The organism is Paenibacillus sp. FSL K6-1558, assembly GCF_038002565.1.
GTDB classification, from domain to species: domain Bacteria; phylum Bacillota; class Bacilli; order Paenibacillales; family Paenibacillaceae; genus Paenibacillus; species Paenibacillus polysaccharolyticus.
In genome coordinates this window covers 5,004,945-5,021,042 of sequence record NZ_JBBOCV010000001.1, presented here as the reverse complement: position 1 = coordinate 5,021,042, position 16,098 = coordinate 5,004,945, and the positions used below count along the sequence as shown (strand labels likewise).

General features: G+C 46.9%; 14 protein-coding genes. 7 read left to right on the top strand and 7 right to left on the bottom strand.

The features are described 5' to 3' along the window. Nucleotides 1-55: 55 nt before the first annotated feature. From MHI38_RS21665 to MHI38_RS21650, 4 genes are all read right to left on the bottom strand, one after another. Entirely contained in the window at nucleotides 56-478 is a 423-nt protein-coding gene (locus tag MHI38_RS21665) for a MarR family winged helix-turn-helix transcriptional regulator (RefSeq protein WP_154890675.1), read from the bottom strand. Nucleotides 479-786: 308 nt separating this feature from the next. Beyond that, nucleotides 787-2,628 (bottom strand): ABC transporter ATP-binding protein, encoded by a 1,842-nt coding sequence (locus MHI38_RS21660; RefSeq protein WP_341181667.1) that lies wholly within the window; start codon nucleotides 2,626-2,628, stop codon nucleotides 787-789. Continuing rightward, nucleotides 2,609-4,429, bottom strand: a complete 1,821-nt coding sequence (locus MHI38_RS21655) for an ABC transporter ATP-binding protein (protein WP_341181942.1) — start codon at nucleotides 4,427-4,429, stop codon at nucleotides 2,609-2,611. Before MHI38_RS21655 ends, MHI38_RS21660 begins: the two co-directional genes overlap by 20 nt. Nucleotides 4,430-4,689: 260 nt before the next feature. Beyond that, nucleotides 4,690-5,715 carry a CotH kinase family protein gene (locus MHI38_RS21650; protein ID WP_341181666.1) on the bottom strand — a complete coding sequence of 342 codons (1,026 nt, stop codon included), beginning with the start codon at nucleotides 5,713-5,715 and terminating at the stop codon, nucleotides 4,690-4,692. Between the two features lie 269 nt (nucleotides 5,716-5,984). Between MHI38_RS21650 and MHI38_RS21645 the strand changes: the two genes are divergently transcribed. From MHI38_RS21645 to MHI38_RS21630, 4 genes are read left to right on the top strand one after another with little or no spacing between them, the layout of a single operon-like run. Continuing rightward, a complete protein-coding gene (locus MHI38_RS21645) occupies nucleotides 5,985-6,767 on the top strand; it encodes a hypothetical protein (RefSeq protein WP_341181665.1) in 783 nt (260 codons plus the stop codon). 52 nt (nucleotides 6,768-6,819) lie between these two features. Continuing rightward, the gene (locus tag MHI38_RS21640) at nucleotides 6,820-6,957 is read left to right on the top strand and encodes a hypothetical protein (protein WP_167375667.1); all 138 of its coding nucleotides are present in this window, start codon (nucleotides 6,820-6,822) and stop codon (nucleotides 6,955-6,957) included. Continuing rightward, complete coding sequence (locus MHI38_RS21635) at nucleotides 6,958-8,319, top strand: arsenic transporter (protein WP_090917646.1); 1,362 nt, start codon at nucleotides 6,958-6,960, stop codon at nucleotides 8,317-8,319. A 13-nt stretch (nucleotides 8,320-8,332) separates the two neighbouring features. Next, nucleotides 8,333-9,001, top strand: coding sequence for a DUF2642 domain-containing protein (locus MHI38_RS21630; RefSeq protein ID WP_341181664.1), 669 nt, complete (start codon nucleotides 8,333-8,335; stop codon nucleotides 8,999-9,001). Between the two features lie 140 nt (nucleotides 9,002-9,141). On the opposite strand, the gene MHI38_RS21625 is transcribed toward MHI38_RS21630, so the two are convergent. Both MHI38_RS21625 and MHI38_RS21620 read right to left on the bottom strand, forming a co-directional pair. Beyond that, a complete protein-coding gene (locus MHI38_RS21625) occupies nucleotides 9,142-9,882 on the bottom strand; it encodes a nuclease-related domain-containing protein (RefSeq protein WP_341181663.1) in 741 nt (246 codons plus the stop codon). A 354-nt stretch (nucleotides 9,883-10,236) separates the two neighbouring features. Next, nucleotides 10,237-11,163 carry an NAD(P)-dependent oxidoreductase gene (locus MHI38_RS21620; RefSeq protein WP_341181662.1) on the bottom strand — a complete coding sequence of 309 codons (927 nt, stop codon included), beginning with the start codon at nucleotides 11,161-11,163 and terminating at the stop codon, nucleotides 10,237-10,239. 567 nt (nucleotides 11,164-11,730) lie between these two features. Between MHI38_RS21620 and MHI38_RS21615 the strand changes: the two genes are divergently transcribed. From MHI38_RS21615 to MHI38_RS21605, 3 genes are read left to right on the top strand one after another with little or no spacing between them, the layout of a single operon-like run. After that, nucleotides 11,731-12,867 carry an endospore germination permease gene (locus MHI38_RS21615; RefSeq protein ID WP_186809784.1) on the top strand — a complete coding sequence of 379 codons (1,137 nt, stop codon included), beginning with the start codon at nucleotides 11,731-11,733 and terminating at the stop codon, nucleotides 12,865-12,867. Continuing rightward, complete coding sequence (locus tag MHI38_RS21610; RefSeq protein WP_341181661.1) at nucleotides 12,824-14,329, top strand: spore germination protein; 1,506 nt, start codon at nucleotides 12,824-12,826, stop codon at nucleotides 14,327-14,329. Before MHI38_RS21615 ends, MHI38_RS21610 begins: the two co-directional genes overlap by 44 nt. Beyond that, a complete protein-coding gene (locus MHI38_RS21605) occupies nucleotides 14,326-15,501 on the top strand; it encodes a Ger(x)C family spore germination protein (RefSeq protein ID WP_154959766.1) in 1,176 nt (391 codons plus the stop codon). The genes MHI38_RS21610 and MHI38_RS21605 overlap by 4 nt, the downstream gene beginning before the upstream one ends. Before the next feature lie 85 nt (nucleotides 15,502-15,586). On the opposite strand, the gene MHI38_RS21600 is transcribed toward MHI38_RS21605, so the two are convergent. Continuing rightward, nucleotides 15,587-16,090: a hypothetical protein gene (locus MHI38_RS21600; protein WP_154959765.1), complete on the bottom strand. Its 504-nt coding sequence runs from the start codon at nucleotides 16,088-16,090 to the stop codon at nucleotides 15,587-15,589. Nucleotides 16,091-16,098 lie beyond the last annotated feature (8 nt).

Sequence of the window (16,098 nt, the reverse complement as noted above, 5' to 3'; positions counted from 1 at the left end):
TTTTGCTGAAGAGCAGTTCATCTGCTCTATACATCCCCAGTTACCGTAATCAAACTTATAAATTCTGATTAACCTTGGTCAGCAAACGCATCAATGTTGCCTGCTCTTCATCCGTCAAACTTTTCACGATCTCGTTCTCCACGGTCGCAAACATCTGCTCTATATCTTGAATCACCTGCTCGCCCTTCGGCAGCACATACAGATTCTTTTGCCGTTCATTGTCAGCAGGAATTTTTCGAACGATATAACCGTTCTTCTCCAGTCCTTTTAACATACTTGTAATCGTTGCATCTCTGCGATTGAATGCGTCAGCCAGATTTTTCTGAATTAATCCTTCGTCCTGATGCTCGTAGATATATCCAATGATTCTTCCTTGCTGTGCGTTCAATCCCAGTTCGTTAACCTGCTCATCGGCTTTGCGTTTGATCTTGATTCCAATCGTTTGAAACAGATCCGAATACGGCGTATTTTCGCGCATGAATTCTCTCCTTCCTGTTTTTCTTTCTCTTTAATTTGTTTCATCACTGTTCGCTTACTTACTTACTTACTTACTTACTTACTTACTTACTCGAACAGATCAAATATCTAAATATTAGATATCTAACTATTCATGATCTAAATATACAACTGTGACTTCCTCTCTGTCAAGGATCAATATCTTTTTCTTCACTGCACATATCAACATATATAAAAAGGATTGAAGCCCCCTTCCGAGCTCCAATCCTTCTGCTGTTACATCGCTAGCCTAAGTCCCACTCTCCTGCTTGCTTCATGCCAGCCTACACTCTACTGTGCTTTCTTCCGCAGTTGGCTGTTATACAGATCACTATAAAATCCACCCTGTTTCAGCAGCTCATCATGTGAACCCTGCTCCAGCAGTTTCCCGTCCTTAAGTACCAGAATCCGGTCGGCCTGACGAATCGTATTCAGCCTGTGGGCAATAACAAAGCTGGTGCGGCCATGCATCAGACGTTCCAATCCCTCCTGAATTTTGATCTCAGTCACCGTATCAATGCTGCTGGTCGCCTCGTCCAATACCAGAATGGACGGATCAGCCAGGATGGCCCGGGCAATAGCAAGCAATTGCTTTTGTCCTTGGCTAATACCGCTCCCATCCGCTTGAAGCACCCGGTCATACCCGTTCTTCATTCGCATAATAAAGGAATGTGCATTCGCCAGCTTGGAGGCAATCTCCACTTCTTCATCGGTTGCATCCAGACGTCCGAACCGGATATTTTCACGAATCGTTCCCTGGAATAAAAATGAATCCTGCAATACAAACGCCATGTGCGACCGCAGGTTTTCCCGCCGAATGGTTGTCATCTTGTGCCCATCGACGGTAATCGTTCCACTTGTCGGATCATAAAAGCGGGACAGAAGTTGAATCAGCGTTGTTTTGCCTGCTCCTGTTGGACCAACCAGCGCAATCATCTCGCCCGGCTTCGCTTCAAAACTAATCCCGCGCAGAATATCACGACCCTCATCATATCCAAAGGACACCTTATCGAACCGAACGTTGCCCTGAATGTTATCCAAGGCAATGGCAGCCCCTTCATCCTTGGATTCCTCATCCTCATCCAGCACCTCGAATACCCGCTCCGCCCCCGCGATCGCAGACAACAGCGTGTTCCACTGATTCGCCAGATCATTCAACGGACGTGTAAACTGACGAGCGTACTCTACAAAAATAATGATGACCCCTACCGTAACGGAACCCTGTATCGCCAAAATACCGCCAATCCCCGCAACGATTGCAAAGCTTAGGTTGTTGAGTCCGTTCATCAGTTTGGGAATAAAACCTGAAATCGTCTGTGCCCAGAATGCGGAAATACGGATGCGCATATTACGCTCCTCAAAGCCGCGAATGACCCGTTCTTCCTGAGAAAAGGCCTTGATGATCCGCTGTCCGGATAACGTTTCCTCAATATAACCGTTGAGTTCCCCCAGATTTCGCTGCCGCTCTTTGAAAAGCGGACCCGTTCTGCGCGTTATCCAGCGCATCCCCAGAGCCATTAGAGGTACAACAATAAATGTGAGTAACGTGAGCAACGGGCTGAGCCACAACATCACACCTAATGTGCCGATTAGCGTTAACACACTCGAAAAAATCTGAATCGCTGAGCTGTTCAGCGTACTGCTGACGTTCTCAATATCGTTGGTGACCCGGCTCATAATCTCACCTTGCTGGCGCTTCCCAAAGAACGGAATCGGCAGCTTATGCAGATGAGCAAACAGATCATAACGCATACGGAATACGGTCTCCTGCGCAATTTCAATCATCCAAATATTCTGGAGCCAGGATGTGAGTGAAAAGAGCACATACACCGCTACCAGTCCGAGTAGAAACCAAGTCCAACTTGAACTGGTCACCTCTCGAGAGATAAATTGGTCCACTGCTACACCGACCATATAAGGCCCAAGCAGAGCCAGCGCAGAGCTGGCAAATACCATCAGTAACACAAGTGAAAGCTTGACTTTACGGCGTGAGAGGTAACTCCAGATCCGACCAAGCGTGCCTGACCAGTTTTTGGCTCTCACTTTTGGTTTACGCCGCCCCCCTGAACGGAGTGACTCGGAATCCAGAACAGGCTGTGGCTGACGGAAAGGCTCAATGAGTGCTTTGAACATACTGTGCGCCCTCCCCATATTGTGATTCATGAATTCGGCGGTATAACTCCGACGACTTCATCAAGTCTTCGTGTTTTCCCTGTCCAATCAGGCGTCCATCATCCAGGAGCAGAATCAGGTCAGCCGAAGTGGTTGAACTGATCTTCTGCGTAATAAGAAACGTCGTACAGGAGAGGTCTTCCAGTGCACCTAGAAGCCTGCCTTCAGTAGCTACATCGAGTGCACTTGTGCTGTCATCCAGAATAAGTATGCTCGGACGGCGTACCAAAGCTCTCGCAATGGAGAGGCGCTGCTTTTGTCCACCCGAAAGGTTAACACCCCTTTGACCGAGCAACGTATCATATCCGTTCGGCAACTGCTCGATGGTCTCATGAATCTGAGCCCGCTTTGCCGCTTCCACAATTTCATCCATCGTGGCATCTTCTCGTCCCCAAGCAATGTTTTCACGCACAGAACCCGTGAACAGTACGACTTCCTGAGGAACATAACCAATGGCTTTACGAAGGGTAGGCAAATCCAGCTCGGATGCATCCACAGCATCAATACGTACCTTACCTTGTTCTTCCGTATACAAGCGTGGAATGAGTTGCACCAGAGAGGATTTTCCTGATCCGGTAGCTCCCATAATCGCAATCCGCTCACCTGCTTTTGCAGAGAACGTAATATCTTCCAGCACTTTAATCTCACTATTGGGATAACTGAAACCAACTCCGCGGAACTCAACTTCACCTTGTACGGCTCGCTGCTCCTGCTTATGCTGATCGGAGCCATAGCTATGCACATGATTCAATGAACTTTGGGTATCCGTGTGTCCGGCCTGTTCCCGTTGACCCGTACGCTCCGTCTCTGACGTATCCTCGGTTTCAAACACTTCATTCAGACGCTGTGCTGAAGCGCTCGCCCGTGAAAAGGTCACCAAAATCCATGACAGTGCCGACATCGCTCCAATGGTACGTAGCAAATAGTTAATAACCGCAACGACTTCACCCACGGTTGCCGAACCTGATACGATATCCTTCCGTCCAAACCAAAGCACGGCGATAATACAACCGTTCATCATCAGCAGCATGAATGGCATCGTGGTCTCCGTCAGGCGAAGCGCGGAGATCGTGCCTTTCATCAGCTTGCCGCTGAAGCTGGCAAAGCGTTCAATCTCGTGGCCCATCCGTACAAAAACACGGATCAGCCGGATGCCTGTCAGATTCTCCTGGATGACACCGTTCACGGCATCCAGTCTGCGCTGCACATTGCGGAACAGCAGCGCTGCCTTTTTAATCATCCAGATCACAACAACAAGCAACACCGGCACCATAACAACAAGCAACAATCCCAGCCTCGGACTGACCACCACTGCCATAATCATGCTCCCAATCACTACAAGCGGAACACGGGTCATGAAGCGAAGACTCATAAAGATGGTATCCTGAACCTGGGTCACATCCCCGGTTAATCGTGTGATGAGCGATGATGTCGCAAAACGGTTGAACACGGCATAGGAAAACGTTTGCATCTTGTCATACAACTTCTCTCGCAGATCATACCCGAATCCAAGACTCGCATGCGAGGCAAAAAATGAACTTGCAATCCCGGCGGCAAATGCGATGACCGCACTGCCAACCAGCACGCCCCCCCACATCCATACGACGGCCAGGTCTCCCTGCTGGATGCCATTATCAATGATTTTCGAGATCAGATAAGGCTGAGCCAGCTCCACCGTTAATTCAATCAGCATCATAACTAACGCTGCAATGGCGGCGACCCGGTATTTTTTCAAGTGAACGAACAGCTTGAGCATTCCCATTCCTCCGGCCCGGAGCACGTTACTGGCGATACCGCATTACAATCACACCATCAGCTCCGTTATTCTCTTTCTTTAAAGCTATGTAAAATTTCACGTAACCAATACGACTATTATATCGCATTTTCCATCTGCACACCGTTATGTTCTTCTCATTCTTAATATTAACCTCAAATTTCAAGCTGCAATCGACTGCTCAAAAACATGGTGGCTTATCAAAATAAAATACCCGAGGCAGCGTCGCCCGTTGCCTGGGCATCCTTTTACAGCTGTTTTAACGCGGTACCCACGTAATCACGGCGCTCTCTCACATACGTGCGAATCTTCTCCGGTTCATTCAGAAAGACATTCATGGGCCACTTCATATAAGGGTCGTTCCCTACATCTTCCCGAATTCCATCGTGTAATCGATACACTAACGGCATGATTTTTTTCTCCGTAAAAGCAACCTCCAAATGCTGTTTCATCAGCTTCTTATACTGCTCACGGAACGTGCGGAATGCAAGCATCCGCCCCGTAAGTTTATTGTACCCCTGAATGCGAACCAGATTCGGATTGACCTTGGCGCCGTAACAATTTCTCCCCCAAGTCCCTTCGTAATCCCAAGGTAGGATACCGTATTTTCCACTTTTCACTTTTTCGTACCATGTATAGTTCTGATGGAAGCCGTCGAAGTTGCCTGTCAGCACAGCCCCGCTCAACCATCGTAAATAGTTGTCAATATCCACACGGGATTGTAAAAAACGAAACAGATCCATCTTGGACTTCATATTCAATTGTTGAATAAACCTGCGTAGCCTTTGGCGGTCCTCTGTATTGCCGCGGATCAGGCTGTATCCAGATAACTGGCTGTTTTCTGAATGAGTTGATCCGGTTGATAATGCAAAATTGGCATTGTCGTTGACGGCATAGAAAATACTCCGGACAGGCATTCTCCGCTGGCGAAAATAAGAAGATTTCACGCCTTCAATTCTTACATACACCCCTGCGAGTTGATCATTGAGATAAAGTACACAGTGGCGCGTAGCAGGCGCCGGAACCCGAATGGATTCAAAGAACTGAAATGAGAGTGCGTTCCGTAACAGTGAAGGGTCATCATATTCCGCATTGAAGTGGAACGTACGGCTTGCCGTGCGAATCTCGAATGATTTTTTCTCATAAGCGCGTGTATGCCCACCCCGGTACCGAATTCGAATGGGAAGCTGCTTGCCGTCCATCTGCATCGTGCCGTTCACAAACGCTTCTGACCATATGTTCGATGTTAATCGCTGGTATTCATTCGTCGACACATGGATGTGGTAGACAGGTAGAGTCATTTCCATCCGCCTTTCGGTCACCTGTGAGTTAAGCCCGTAGGCTATTACATCATCCTATGCACAAGCACAGCAGACCGTAAGGGCGAATGCACAGCCCATTTATGGAACCATCCGCGAAGTCACAATGTAAATTTGCTGAAAACATATCACACTAATCTATAAATTACCATTTTCCTCATAGATTACTGCCAATTTGCTATACAAATGGTTGTCTGCTGGTTCCTCAGATGCTAGGTACACATATGATTAAACTACAGACAGACTCCAATGACGAGTGGCAGGGATTCAACAAACATCAACGAACAACCGTCAGCGGCCTATCTGAACTTATATCTGGGAAGGGGCAAAATACAATGTCTATGAATGGTCAGGGAATGAGAGGTTTGGTTGGAAGAGAAGTCAAGATTAATCGTGGTGGACCCGATTCAATCCAAGGCACATTAATGGATGTACGCTGGGACTACATGGCTGTGAGCTGCAAAGAAGGTATGGTGTATGTGAATGATGCTCATGTCAAAAGTATTACTGACACAGGTCGTTCCGGCGGAGCCAGAGGACCTATGGGGAATCCGATTCCGGCGAACACATTCCTTGGCGTTATGCAGGCACTTCGCTTCCGTCCTGTACAGATCAACCGCGGAGGCCCGGAAAAAGTGGAAGGCATTCTGGCCGATGCCAACCAGAGTCAATTAATTCTGACGATGAAAAATCAGGAGATCATCCGTATTCCTTTACAACATGTGAAATCCGTCTCTCTGGTTCGCGGAAGCAGCAACAATAACAATAACAGCGGCAACAACGGTAAAAACACAAGCCAAGGGAATAAAACACAAAATACGCAGTCTGGCGGCAATCGTTCCCAAGGGAATCGCAGTGCAGGCAACCAAGCGTGCGGAAACAAATCACAGGGAAATAAATCGGGCAACAACAAGTCGCGTGGCAACAAGTCTCACGGGAATAAATCGGGTGGTAACAAATCACGGGGAAATCAATCTCGCGGAAATAAGTCTGGTGGCAGACGGTAATTTGTAAACAACAACAAACGAAGTTACTACCAGTTTAAAGGGGGGAATGATCATGCTGATCTTTATCGCAATCGTCTTGACAGGTGTGCCTTTGTATTGGATTGTTATGCCGGGAAGGCCCACTTCGACTCACGAACATCTGAAACAGTCTTCACAAGGACTTCTCCCCCTGGGAGGTGAATCACAGTAAATGCCTGATTACCAGTTGTGGTTAACCTTCGGGGTATTTATCATCACTGTCATTTTCCTGATGTGGCGGCCTGGCGGATTAAATGAATCGATTCCCACTTCGCTTGGGGCGCTGCTTCTTATCCTGACCGGTGTAAGCAGTTTGGGGCATATCCTGGGCATTTTCGAAATTGTATCTGGCGCAGCGATTACGATTCTTTCCACCATTGTCATGTCCATTATTCTGGATAGCATCGGCTTCTTTCGCTGGATCGCTGTGAACATGATTGAAAAGGCACGAGGTTCCGGATTCCGATTGTTCTGGCTGATTCTATTACTTTGTTTTCTCATGACCATCTTCTTCAACAACGACGGTAGCATTCTGATCACTACCCCCATCATCATTCGAATCTGTTCTATGTTACGTCTCAAAATTCATCAGCAGTTGCCCTACCTCATCTCTGGTGCACTCATCGCTACAGCTTCCAGCGCTCCGATCGGACTCAGTAATCTCGCTAACCTGATTGCTTTAAAGATGGTTGGATTAAACCTGAACACCTATACTCAGATGATGTTTGTACCATCCATGCTCGGAATTATCGCTATGACTTTGCTGTTACTCTATTATTTTCGCAGAAGCATACCCAAAGTTATTCATCAGTTCCCCGTATCCATGCAAAGTTCATCTGGATCAGGCTATCACCCACTGCAGACCACAGAATCTGAATCGGATAACTCCAAAACGAATGTAGACTGGTGGTTGTTCCGTGTCTGTATCGGGATTGTCGTGTTCATCCGGGCAGGATACTTTCTGGCTGAGCAGATCGGTATACACATGGAAATCGTCGCCATTACCGGTGTGGTTCTGATGCTTGCTGTACGGTGGTATCGTACACGATCAGGACTGAAAGATGTCGTCACACAGACGCCGTGGCATATTCTTCTCTTTGCCTTCAGCATTTATATTATTGTGGACAGTCTTCACCGAGCCGGGATGACAACATGGATTACCGAATTTACAGGCCCGATTGCCGAAAGAGGCAATGCCAGTCTGATTGCCGTATCCGGGTTATTACTAACGGTGCTGTCTAATTTGTTCAACAACTTGCCCTCAGTCATGATCGGAACATTCGCCGTTACTGACCTTCATTTGAGTGATACTCAACTTCATCTAGCATATCTCGCTAATATACTAGGCAGTGACATCGGAGCATTATTAACACCCATAGGCACACTTGCCACCTTAATCTGGATGTATATATTACGGACCCACCATATTCGGGTCTCATGGAAACAGTATATGAAAGTAACCTTCATTGTGATACCCATCAGTTTAATTATCAGCCTATTTTCCTTATATATCTGGGTGGCTATGCTGTATTGAGAGGAGGTATACTGTGAAATTTGCAACGACATGGTTAGGTAAAACGATAGAGTTTGAATTATCCGGCTGTAAACTGCCTATTCAGGGCGAAGTCATTGATGCAGGAGAAGATATCATCGTTGTCTATGGGAATCAGCGCTACATTTATGTGCCGCTTCATCATATTCAAACGTTGCATTTTACAAAATCAGAGGAAACTTCAACTAGCCTGAACCTACCTGCACCTGATCCCGAAATGGACCATGACAACATCTCTTATCGAAAAGTACTCATGAATGCTCGCGGAAGATTTAGTGAAATTTCCATTGGCGGGCGAACGCTACACGGTTATATCACCAGCATCATGAACGATTATTTTATCTTCTATTCTCCGTTGCATCATTCGGTTTATGTTTCCATCCATCATCTGAAATATATAATCCCTTCTCCCTCCAATAGCAGACCATTCGCGATGGAAAATCAACATTTTCCCATACAGCCATCATCCATCTCACTCTCTCGCACACTCGATCAACAGCTGCAAAAAATGGTAGGAGAACTCGTCATCTTAAATCTGGGTTACAAGCCCGAACAGACAGGACTGCTCAAAAGTATCAACGACAAGTTGCTTGAAGTCATTGATGCTGAAGGTGGTGCACGGTTCATGCACACTAGCCATGTTCAAACGCTTCATTTACCTTAATGTTTAAAATAGAACGCAAACAGGGATATTCCGGAGAATAGCACTATGGCCTGGAATACCCCTGTTTCATGTTTTTTTGCGAACCTTTACTTGTTAATCGTTAATCTGTATGCTGGCGATTTAATTGTCTATATAATTGCTTATTTAATTCCTTTAGCCTTCGCCATGTGCTCGGCCCGAATCTGATGATCCGTTGAATTTACTGCGTTCAGCATGTTCCAGATCGCCTGGGTGTCCTGTTCTTGATATAAGGTCTCCGGAAGTTCTGTCTCCAGTCGTTCTGTTTTGCGCTGAATGGTCTCCACAATTTCATGATCATAAATAATCATTTCATCGGAATTGACATACCTTACGGCTGGATCAACACTGATCCGGCAACGATTCGTGAACGTCACCATGGAAACCAGCCGAACACGCTTGTAATCCCCGAGGTGTGCCTGAATCGCTTCAACATGGGCGCGGTGTTGCATGAGCGGATTATACATTTTGACCCTGCTGCTGCTCACGGACCAATTCGCTTCGCGGCGGCCCCCACGAATCTCTCCAGTTGTCAGGTTCCGGGTTTCGATGACAAAGATCGCCCGCGGGCCAATTACAACATGATCAATCTGGGAATATCCCGAACGTGACTTTGGATTGGTAACCAGCAGATCGTTCAACACTTTATATTCACTGGGCAAACCAAGCAGTAATTCGGAAGTTGTTGGTTCTTGCGGTGTGCTGATCCAATCGGGTTCGGACTTCTTCTTTTTGCGCCGACTACGAGCCAGACGGGGAGGAATTGCTGTAACTGGCGGCAGAGCCGAAGCTGCAACAGAATCGGTAAGCGGGCTCACAAGCTCTGGCTGCGTCTTGAACAGAGACCAAATTTTCTTGAACATGGGCAAGCTCCGTTCTATTTGAAATGGTTAATGAAATATGGCTTATGAATTATGGTTTATGTAGATGTTTAGTACCTTTTTACATGAAAACTTCTATACCTTATGTCGGATAAAGTCGAACAAAAATAAAGAGACATTGGCCAAATTCATTGTTTCGTTAAATGCGCACGACAGTATATACCCAAACCTGCGACTTTAGACGCACATCAAATCCACAGTAAGTCCATATCAAATCCCTATCAAGTTCATTTCAAATCCATATGAAGTTCCCTTCAATTCCAAAATATAAAGAAAAAGCAGCATCCCCTTTTCCCTAAGCAAAAGAGTCCGCTGCTGTCTTCCCATGTTCATCTTCTACGCCTGGAGATAGTACGTGTACAGTACTTGTGTACCTTTCTCATCCAAGCCATTCTTCGATATTTCCTGATAGAGCGATTCCGCCAGAGCCAGTCCCGGTGTGTTCATGCCCATCGCTTGAGCAGACTCCAGTGCAATCCCCATGTCTTTGATAAAATGTTTCACATAGAATCCAGGCTCATAATCGCCTGCGATCATGCGCGGACCCAGGTTGCTGAGGGACCAGCTTCCGGCTGCACCGGTCGCAATACTCTTCAGCACATTCTCCGCGTCCAGTCCCGACGTCTTGGCATAGGCGAGTGCTTCGCATACGCCGAGCATGCCAGAGGCGATGGCAATCTGGTTGCACATTTTGGTATGCTGCCCGGCGCCGGGCTTGCCTTGCAGCACAATATTGGTGCCCATCTGCTCAAAGATCGGACGCACCGCTTCAAAAGCTTGTGCGTCACCACCCACCATAATGGACAGCCTGCCGTCCCGTGCGCCGATATCGCCGCCGGATACAGGCGCGTCCAAGGCATGCAAACCTTTAGCCTCCGCAGCTTCGGCGATGCGCGCAGCCAGCAGCGGGCTGGAAGTGGTCATGTCAATCAGGGTTGAACCTGATTTGGCATGAGCAACAAGCCCGCCTTCCCCGAGATAAATCTCCTCGACATCCTTGGGATAACCGACCATGGTGATGATCACATCACAAGCAGCAGCCAGTTCTGCCGGCGTTCCATGCCAAACAGCTCCTTCCTTCACGAGCGCTTCTGCCTTAGCGGCAGTGCGCGTGTATACATGAAGCGGATAGCCTGCACGCTGAATGTGACCAGCCATGCTTTTTCCCATAACGCCTGTTCCAATAAAGCCTACTTTGATCTCTTCAGGTGATTTAGTTGATTGTGTCATCACAAGTTTCCTCCCTGTTCTTGAGTGATCCATAGTGAATTTGATTGAGTGATTGATCGATAGTGATATTGAGTGCTTCATAGTTCATATGAGTGCTACATAGCAATTTTGGGTGATGCAATTGCTTGTCCATACTCTGTTGAAGAGGATGCGGACAGGGACACCGATGCGAGTGAGTAAGTGGATACTGATGCTATCATTCTCTAACGATCACCAGGAACGCTATTTGAGCAATATCACACCTTTTTATATTCTAACGATCTCAGGAGACCTTATTTCGGAGAATTGGTTCAAAAATGGGCGTTAATCTTGTCTTTTCAGCAAAATAAGGCTTCTGGTGATCGTTAGAATTCGAGAACTCCCCATTTCGCTTAAATAAGCTCATCTGAGATCGTTAGAATATTAAAGTGGTGAGCGAGAGCTCACTTCTTACAGCTTATACCTCGTACCTTGACCTATACCTTATATGTATATGTTATAGCTTTCTTTCCCCTCCGTCCATCTCGGGCTGATTTTTCTGTGAAAAAATCTGAAAAACGAATCATTTTCTCATAGACTGTACAATCTAACGAAAACACATCGAAATGGGAGGGGATGGACATGGATCAGGAAAAAGGGCAGATCACCATCTGGTTATCCATCTCCATTATTTTGCTCAGTGCCGGGCTGGTCTGTCACGTCTTGTCTGTCCCCGCCATTCTGGATGTGGCCGGAAGAGATGGCTGGCTCTCTGTTCTCGCTGCAGCGCCATTGTTCATGCTGTTCCTGGGTATGATGTACATCATTATCCGCCGTATTCGCGGACAGCGCTTGACCGATTGGATCACGCGTGAGTTTGGCGTCGTTCCCTCCTGGATCTTTCGCATTACTGCGGTCTTGTTGCTCTTCTCGCTAGGGACACACACCTTATATGAAACCACCAACTGGACGGTATCCACCTATCTCCCTTTTACACCGACCTATGTGCTGGCTGGTGGAGGTGCTCTGGTTGCTGCCTGGTCAGCAGCCAAAGGCATTCGTTCGATTGCAATGACATCCAGTATTTTATTACCTCTGGTCATTCTGCTTGGCTACTTTGTTATGTCAGCCAATATGAAATACAAAGATTACAGTCAGCTCTTCCCCATTATGGAACATGGCTGGACTCCCGTCATCCGAGGAATGATCTACTCTCTAGCGGGACTCATGGAGATCTGGGTGTTGATGCTCTTTCAACATGACATTAAAGGCAAACTACGCTGGTGGCATGTGTTGTTGCTTGGCCTCTTCATGATCAGCATGGCGCTGGGGCCTACACTCGGAGCCATTGTTGAATTCGGGCCAGAAGAAGCGGCGAAACAGCGGAATAGTCCATACGAACAATGGAAACTCGTCAATATCGGCAAACTGTTTCAGCACGTTGATTTTCTCTCGATCTACCAATGGCTCAGTGGTTCATTTGCACGTGTTGCCATCTCCATGTACCTGATTGTTGATCTGCTGGATATCCGCAGACCTAAGAAACGCTACATTACCATCCTCTGTCTCACGCTGATCATGTGCGCTTTGGCCATTCAGTGGTGGCGCATTGATTACGTTGATTATTATGTCGATCACATTCAATTTCCAGCCATGCTCTCTTACGTGGCAATCATCACCACTCTTTTGACACTGGCCGCTCTTATTCATAAAAAGGACAAGGAGGCTCCTGCTCATGGCTCAAACGCCGCGAACGAAACCAACCCGTCCAGGGACTAAACCGTTCCGTATCGATCAGCATCATCTGGAAACTTTTTTTGCAGGCTCCGATGATGTTATTATCGACAGCCACCGGCTTGGTGACGGACAGATGAAGCTGATTGTCGCTTATTGCAGCGGCATGGTCGATACACAAATTATCCATGACATCATCTTGCCGGAAATGAAGCGAACCTACGAGATCACACATTTCATACGCAAGTCTGACATTGAAAAAAATATTAACCTGCAATGGAACAGCGTTGACCTTGATGATGCGCAGTATGGAACGGAACTGATCTCCCTTCGTGTTTTTGAAGGGCATCTGCTCCTAGGCCTCCCCTCCCTGCAGACCATGTGGAGCATCGATATCTCCAATATGGCTACACGGACACCAGAAGAGTCGACGACAGAAGTCTCGATCCGCGGAGCAAGGGATGGTTTTATTGAACCACTTGCTGTCAATGTATCCTTGATTCGCAGCCGGTTGCGTACGGCCGAACTTGCATGCAGTATCGAACTCATCGGATCACGTTCAGCAACCAAAGTGGCTCTGATGTATATGAAAAACATCGCCAATCCAGCGTTGATCAAGGATATAAAACATCGTCTCCATACCATTCAAACCGAACGTCTTATGACAGCGAATGATCTGGAAGAGTTGCTCTCACCTGCCAAGATCACCTTGTTTCCCTTAACGCATTACACGGGTCGACCTGATTTTGCATCGGAATGCTTGATGAGTGGCCGCTTCGTTCTGATTGTAGACGGTAATCCCAGTGTAATTATCGGGCCTGTAAACCTGTTTCTGTTGCTCAAATCACCAGAGGATGCCAGCTTCCCCTTCCTTCCGGTGAATATGGGGCGCTTGCTCCGATTCATCGGTCTATTTGTCACTATATTTTTGCCGGGTTTCTATATCGCGCTGACTTCTTTCCATATGGATCAAATTCCGTTTCCCCTCGTCGCAACGATATCTGTCGGTCGCATGGGGCTTCCTATGGAGTCTGGCATTGAGATGTTTCTCATTATGCTGCTTATGGAGCTGTTCCGGGAAGCAGGCGTCCGTTTGCCCAGCGCCATTGGACAGACGCTAACCGTCGTCGGTGGTCTGATTATCGGAGATGCAGCCATTCGGGCCGGTATGGTCTCTCCGCTCATGATTGTCGTCATCGCCGTTACCGTTGTAGCTGGAGCAACCATTGTCAATCAAGTCATGACCAGCTCCATACTTATCCTTCGCTTCCTTTGTTTTATTTTGGGAGCTACATTGGGGATTTACGGGTTCATTCTGTCCATGATCCTGTTTCTGATCTATCTGACGGACTTAAAATCGTTTGGAATCCCATACCTTACACCCTTAACACCGCTGAATTTCAAACAAGCCATTGCCTCTCTGTTCAAAGTCCCTACGGGTTTGGGAAAACGTAGACCTATTTACCTGGAGACACAAAAACCGCGTAAGGATGGCAAAGGTCGATGAGCAACATACTACCGTGCTGGTTACAACGCTGGTTATTAAGTTTATTGAGTCTTTTGCTTTGCATCATGACCACCGGATGTTGGAGTGCATACGAGATTCAGCAGGTGGATTATGCCAAGGCCATTGGCATTGAATATAAGGACGGCATGTATCATATCTACGTGCAAACTCTTGATTTTTCAAGTATAGCCAAAACGGATAATTCAGGGAAATCATCCGAAGCACCTCCCATCTGGGTCGGACACGCTCAAGGAAAAACAATGAGTCTTGCCATTAACGAGTTATGGCGTGCCTCACAGCTTCACATCGCCTGGGGGCATGTGACGGCCATCGTCATGGCAGAGAGCGTACTAAACAACCGGCACATCCAGGATGTGTTTGACATGCTCGGACGATTCCCAGAAGCACGATATACCACATGGGTATACGGTACACGGGAGCCTTTGTTGGATATTCTGAGCACCGCTTCAATCTACAATTTGTCTCCACTGGACAGCATCCTGCACAATCCGTTGCCCAGCTACATGGAAAATTCACTGTTTGCACCTGTACTCAGCTTCGAACTGATTGCCAAGCACAATGATCCCGCAACCACGACGTATCTGCCTGTCATTGCCTTGAACAAGGACTTATGGCTGCAAAATAAAAAGGAACATGACTTGTTTTTAATTGAAGGAGCTTATTTTGAAAGGATGGGTGAAAAGTTCAATTTTTTGTCGCGAGACGAATTGTCCGGCTATCACTGGTTGATTAAAGGTATGCGCCGGGCTCCTCTATTGGTTCAAAAAAATGGTGTAATCTACGGGGCACTAAGTGTCGGTCTGCCCACAATAAAAATAGAACCGATCATCCGAGGAGAGAAAGTTACCTTTCGGATTGATGCCAAATATCTGACTGCACTGTATGAATATCTCGTTCCCATGACATATGACGAAATGACCCAAGTAAGCGAGGATACGCTTAAAGAGCAGATCATGGAAACCTATCGAAATGGATTAAAACGGGGAGTCGATGTATACGGCCTACAAGAAAAACTGTATCGCAAAAACCCGAAACTGTGGCACAAGTTATCCGGGGATGGGGAAAACCTCATTCTCACGGAGGATTCCATTGAAACTTTAAATATCCACCTGACGATTCCGTATACCGGTAAATACAAGAGGAAAGTGTAAAGGAAGAAACCCTGCTGCTGATAACAAAACATGTTCAGCAGTAGGGCTTTTAGACATCATTTTTTCATCGTAAAAAACGTTGCCATCAAGACTTCGAGCGTAAACGCTGCACTAGCTCCAGCACCCAACCGATGATGACTGCAAAGGATACGCCAAACAGTAAAATCGGAAAGTTGTAGTATAGCGTATTCGTATATTGGTTCAGCCAGCCAAAACGATACACTGCCGATTCTGGGTCATGTGTATAACCGTTTAGCTGCACACGCAGGTCTTCAAAGATATAGATTTCCCAGAAGACAGATAATACACACAACGCTGCAGCAACAATACTGACCGCCGCATTGCCCCATTTGCCCCAGTACTCGCGTTGGTCATAGAACCACCATTTTGTGACATATGCCGTCCAGAAACATAAGATCAGAAAAGTAAGCACGGATGGAAATAAAGCAAGAATGCCCAAATTGCCATTCCCAGATACACCTTTACCCATTTCATGCTTGATCGTCATTCCATCTACGGCAAAAACCATGAGCACATTCCATATCAGGAAGATCAGATACGGCTTGTTAATGCGTTTGATTACCTTCATTTCACCCT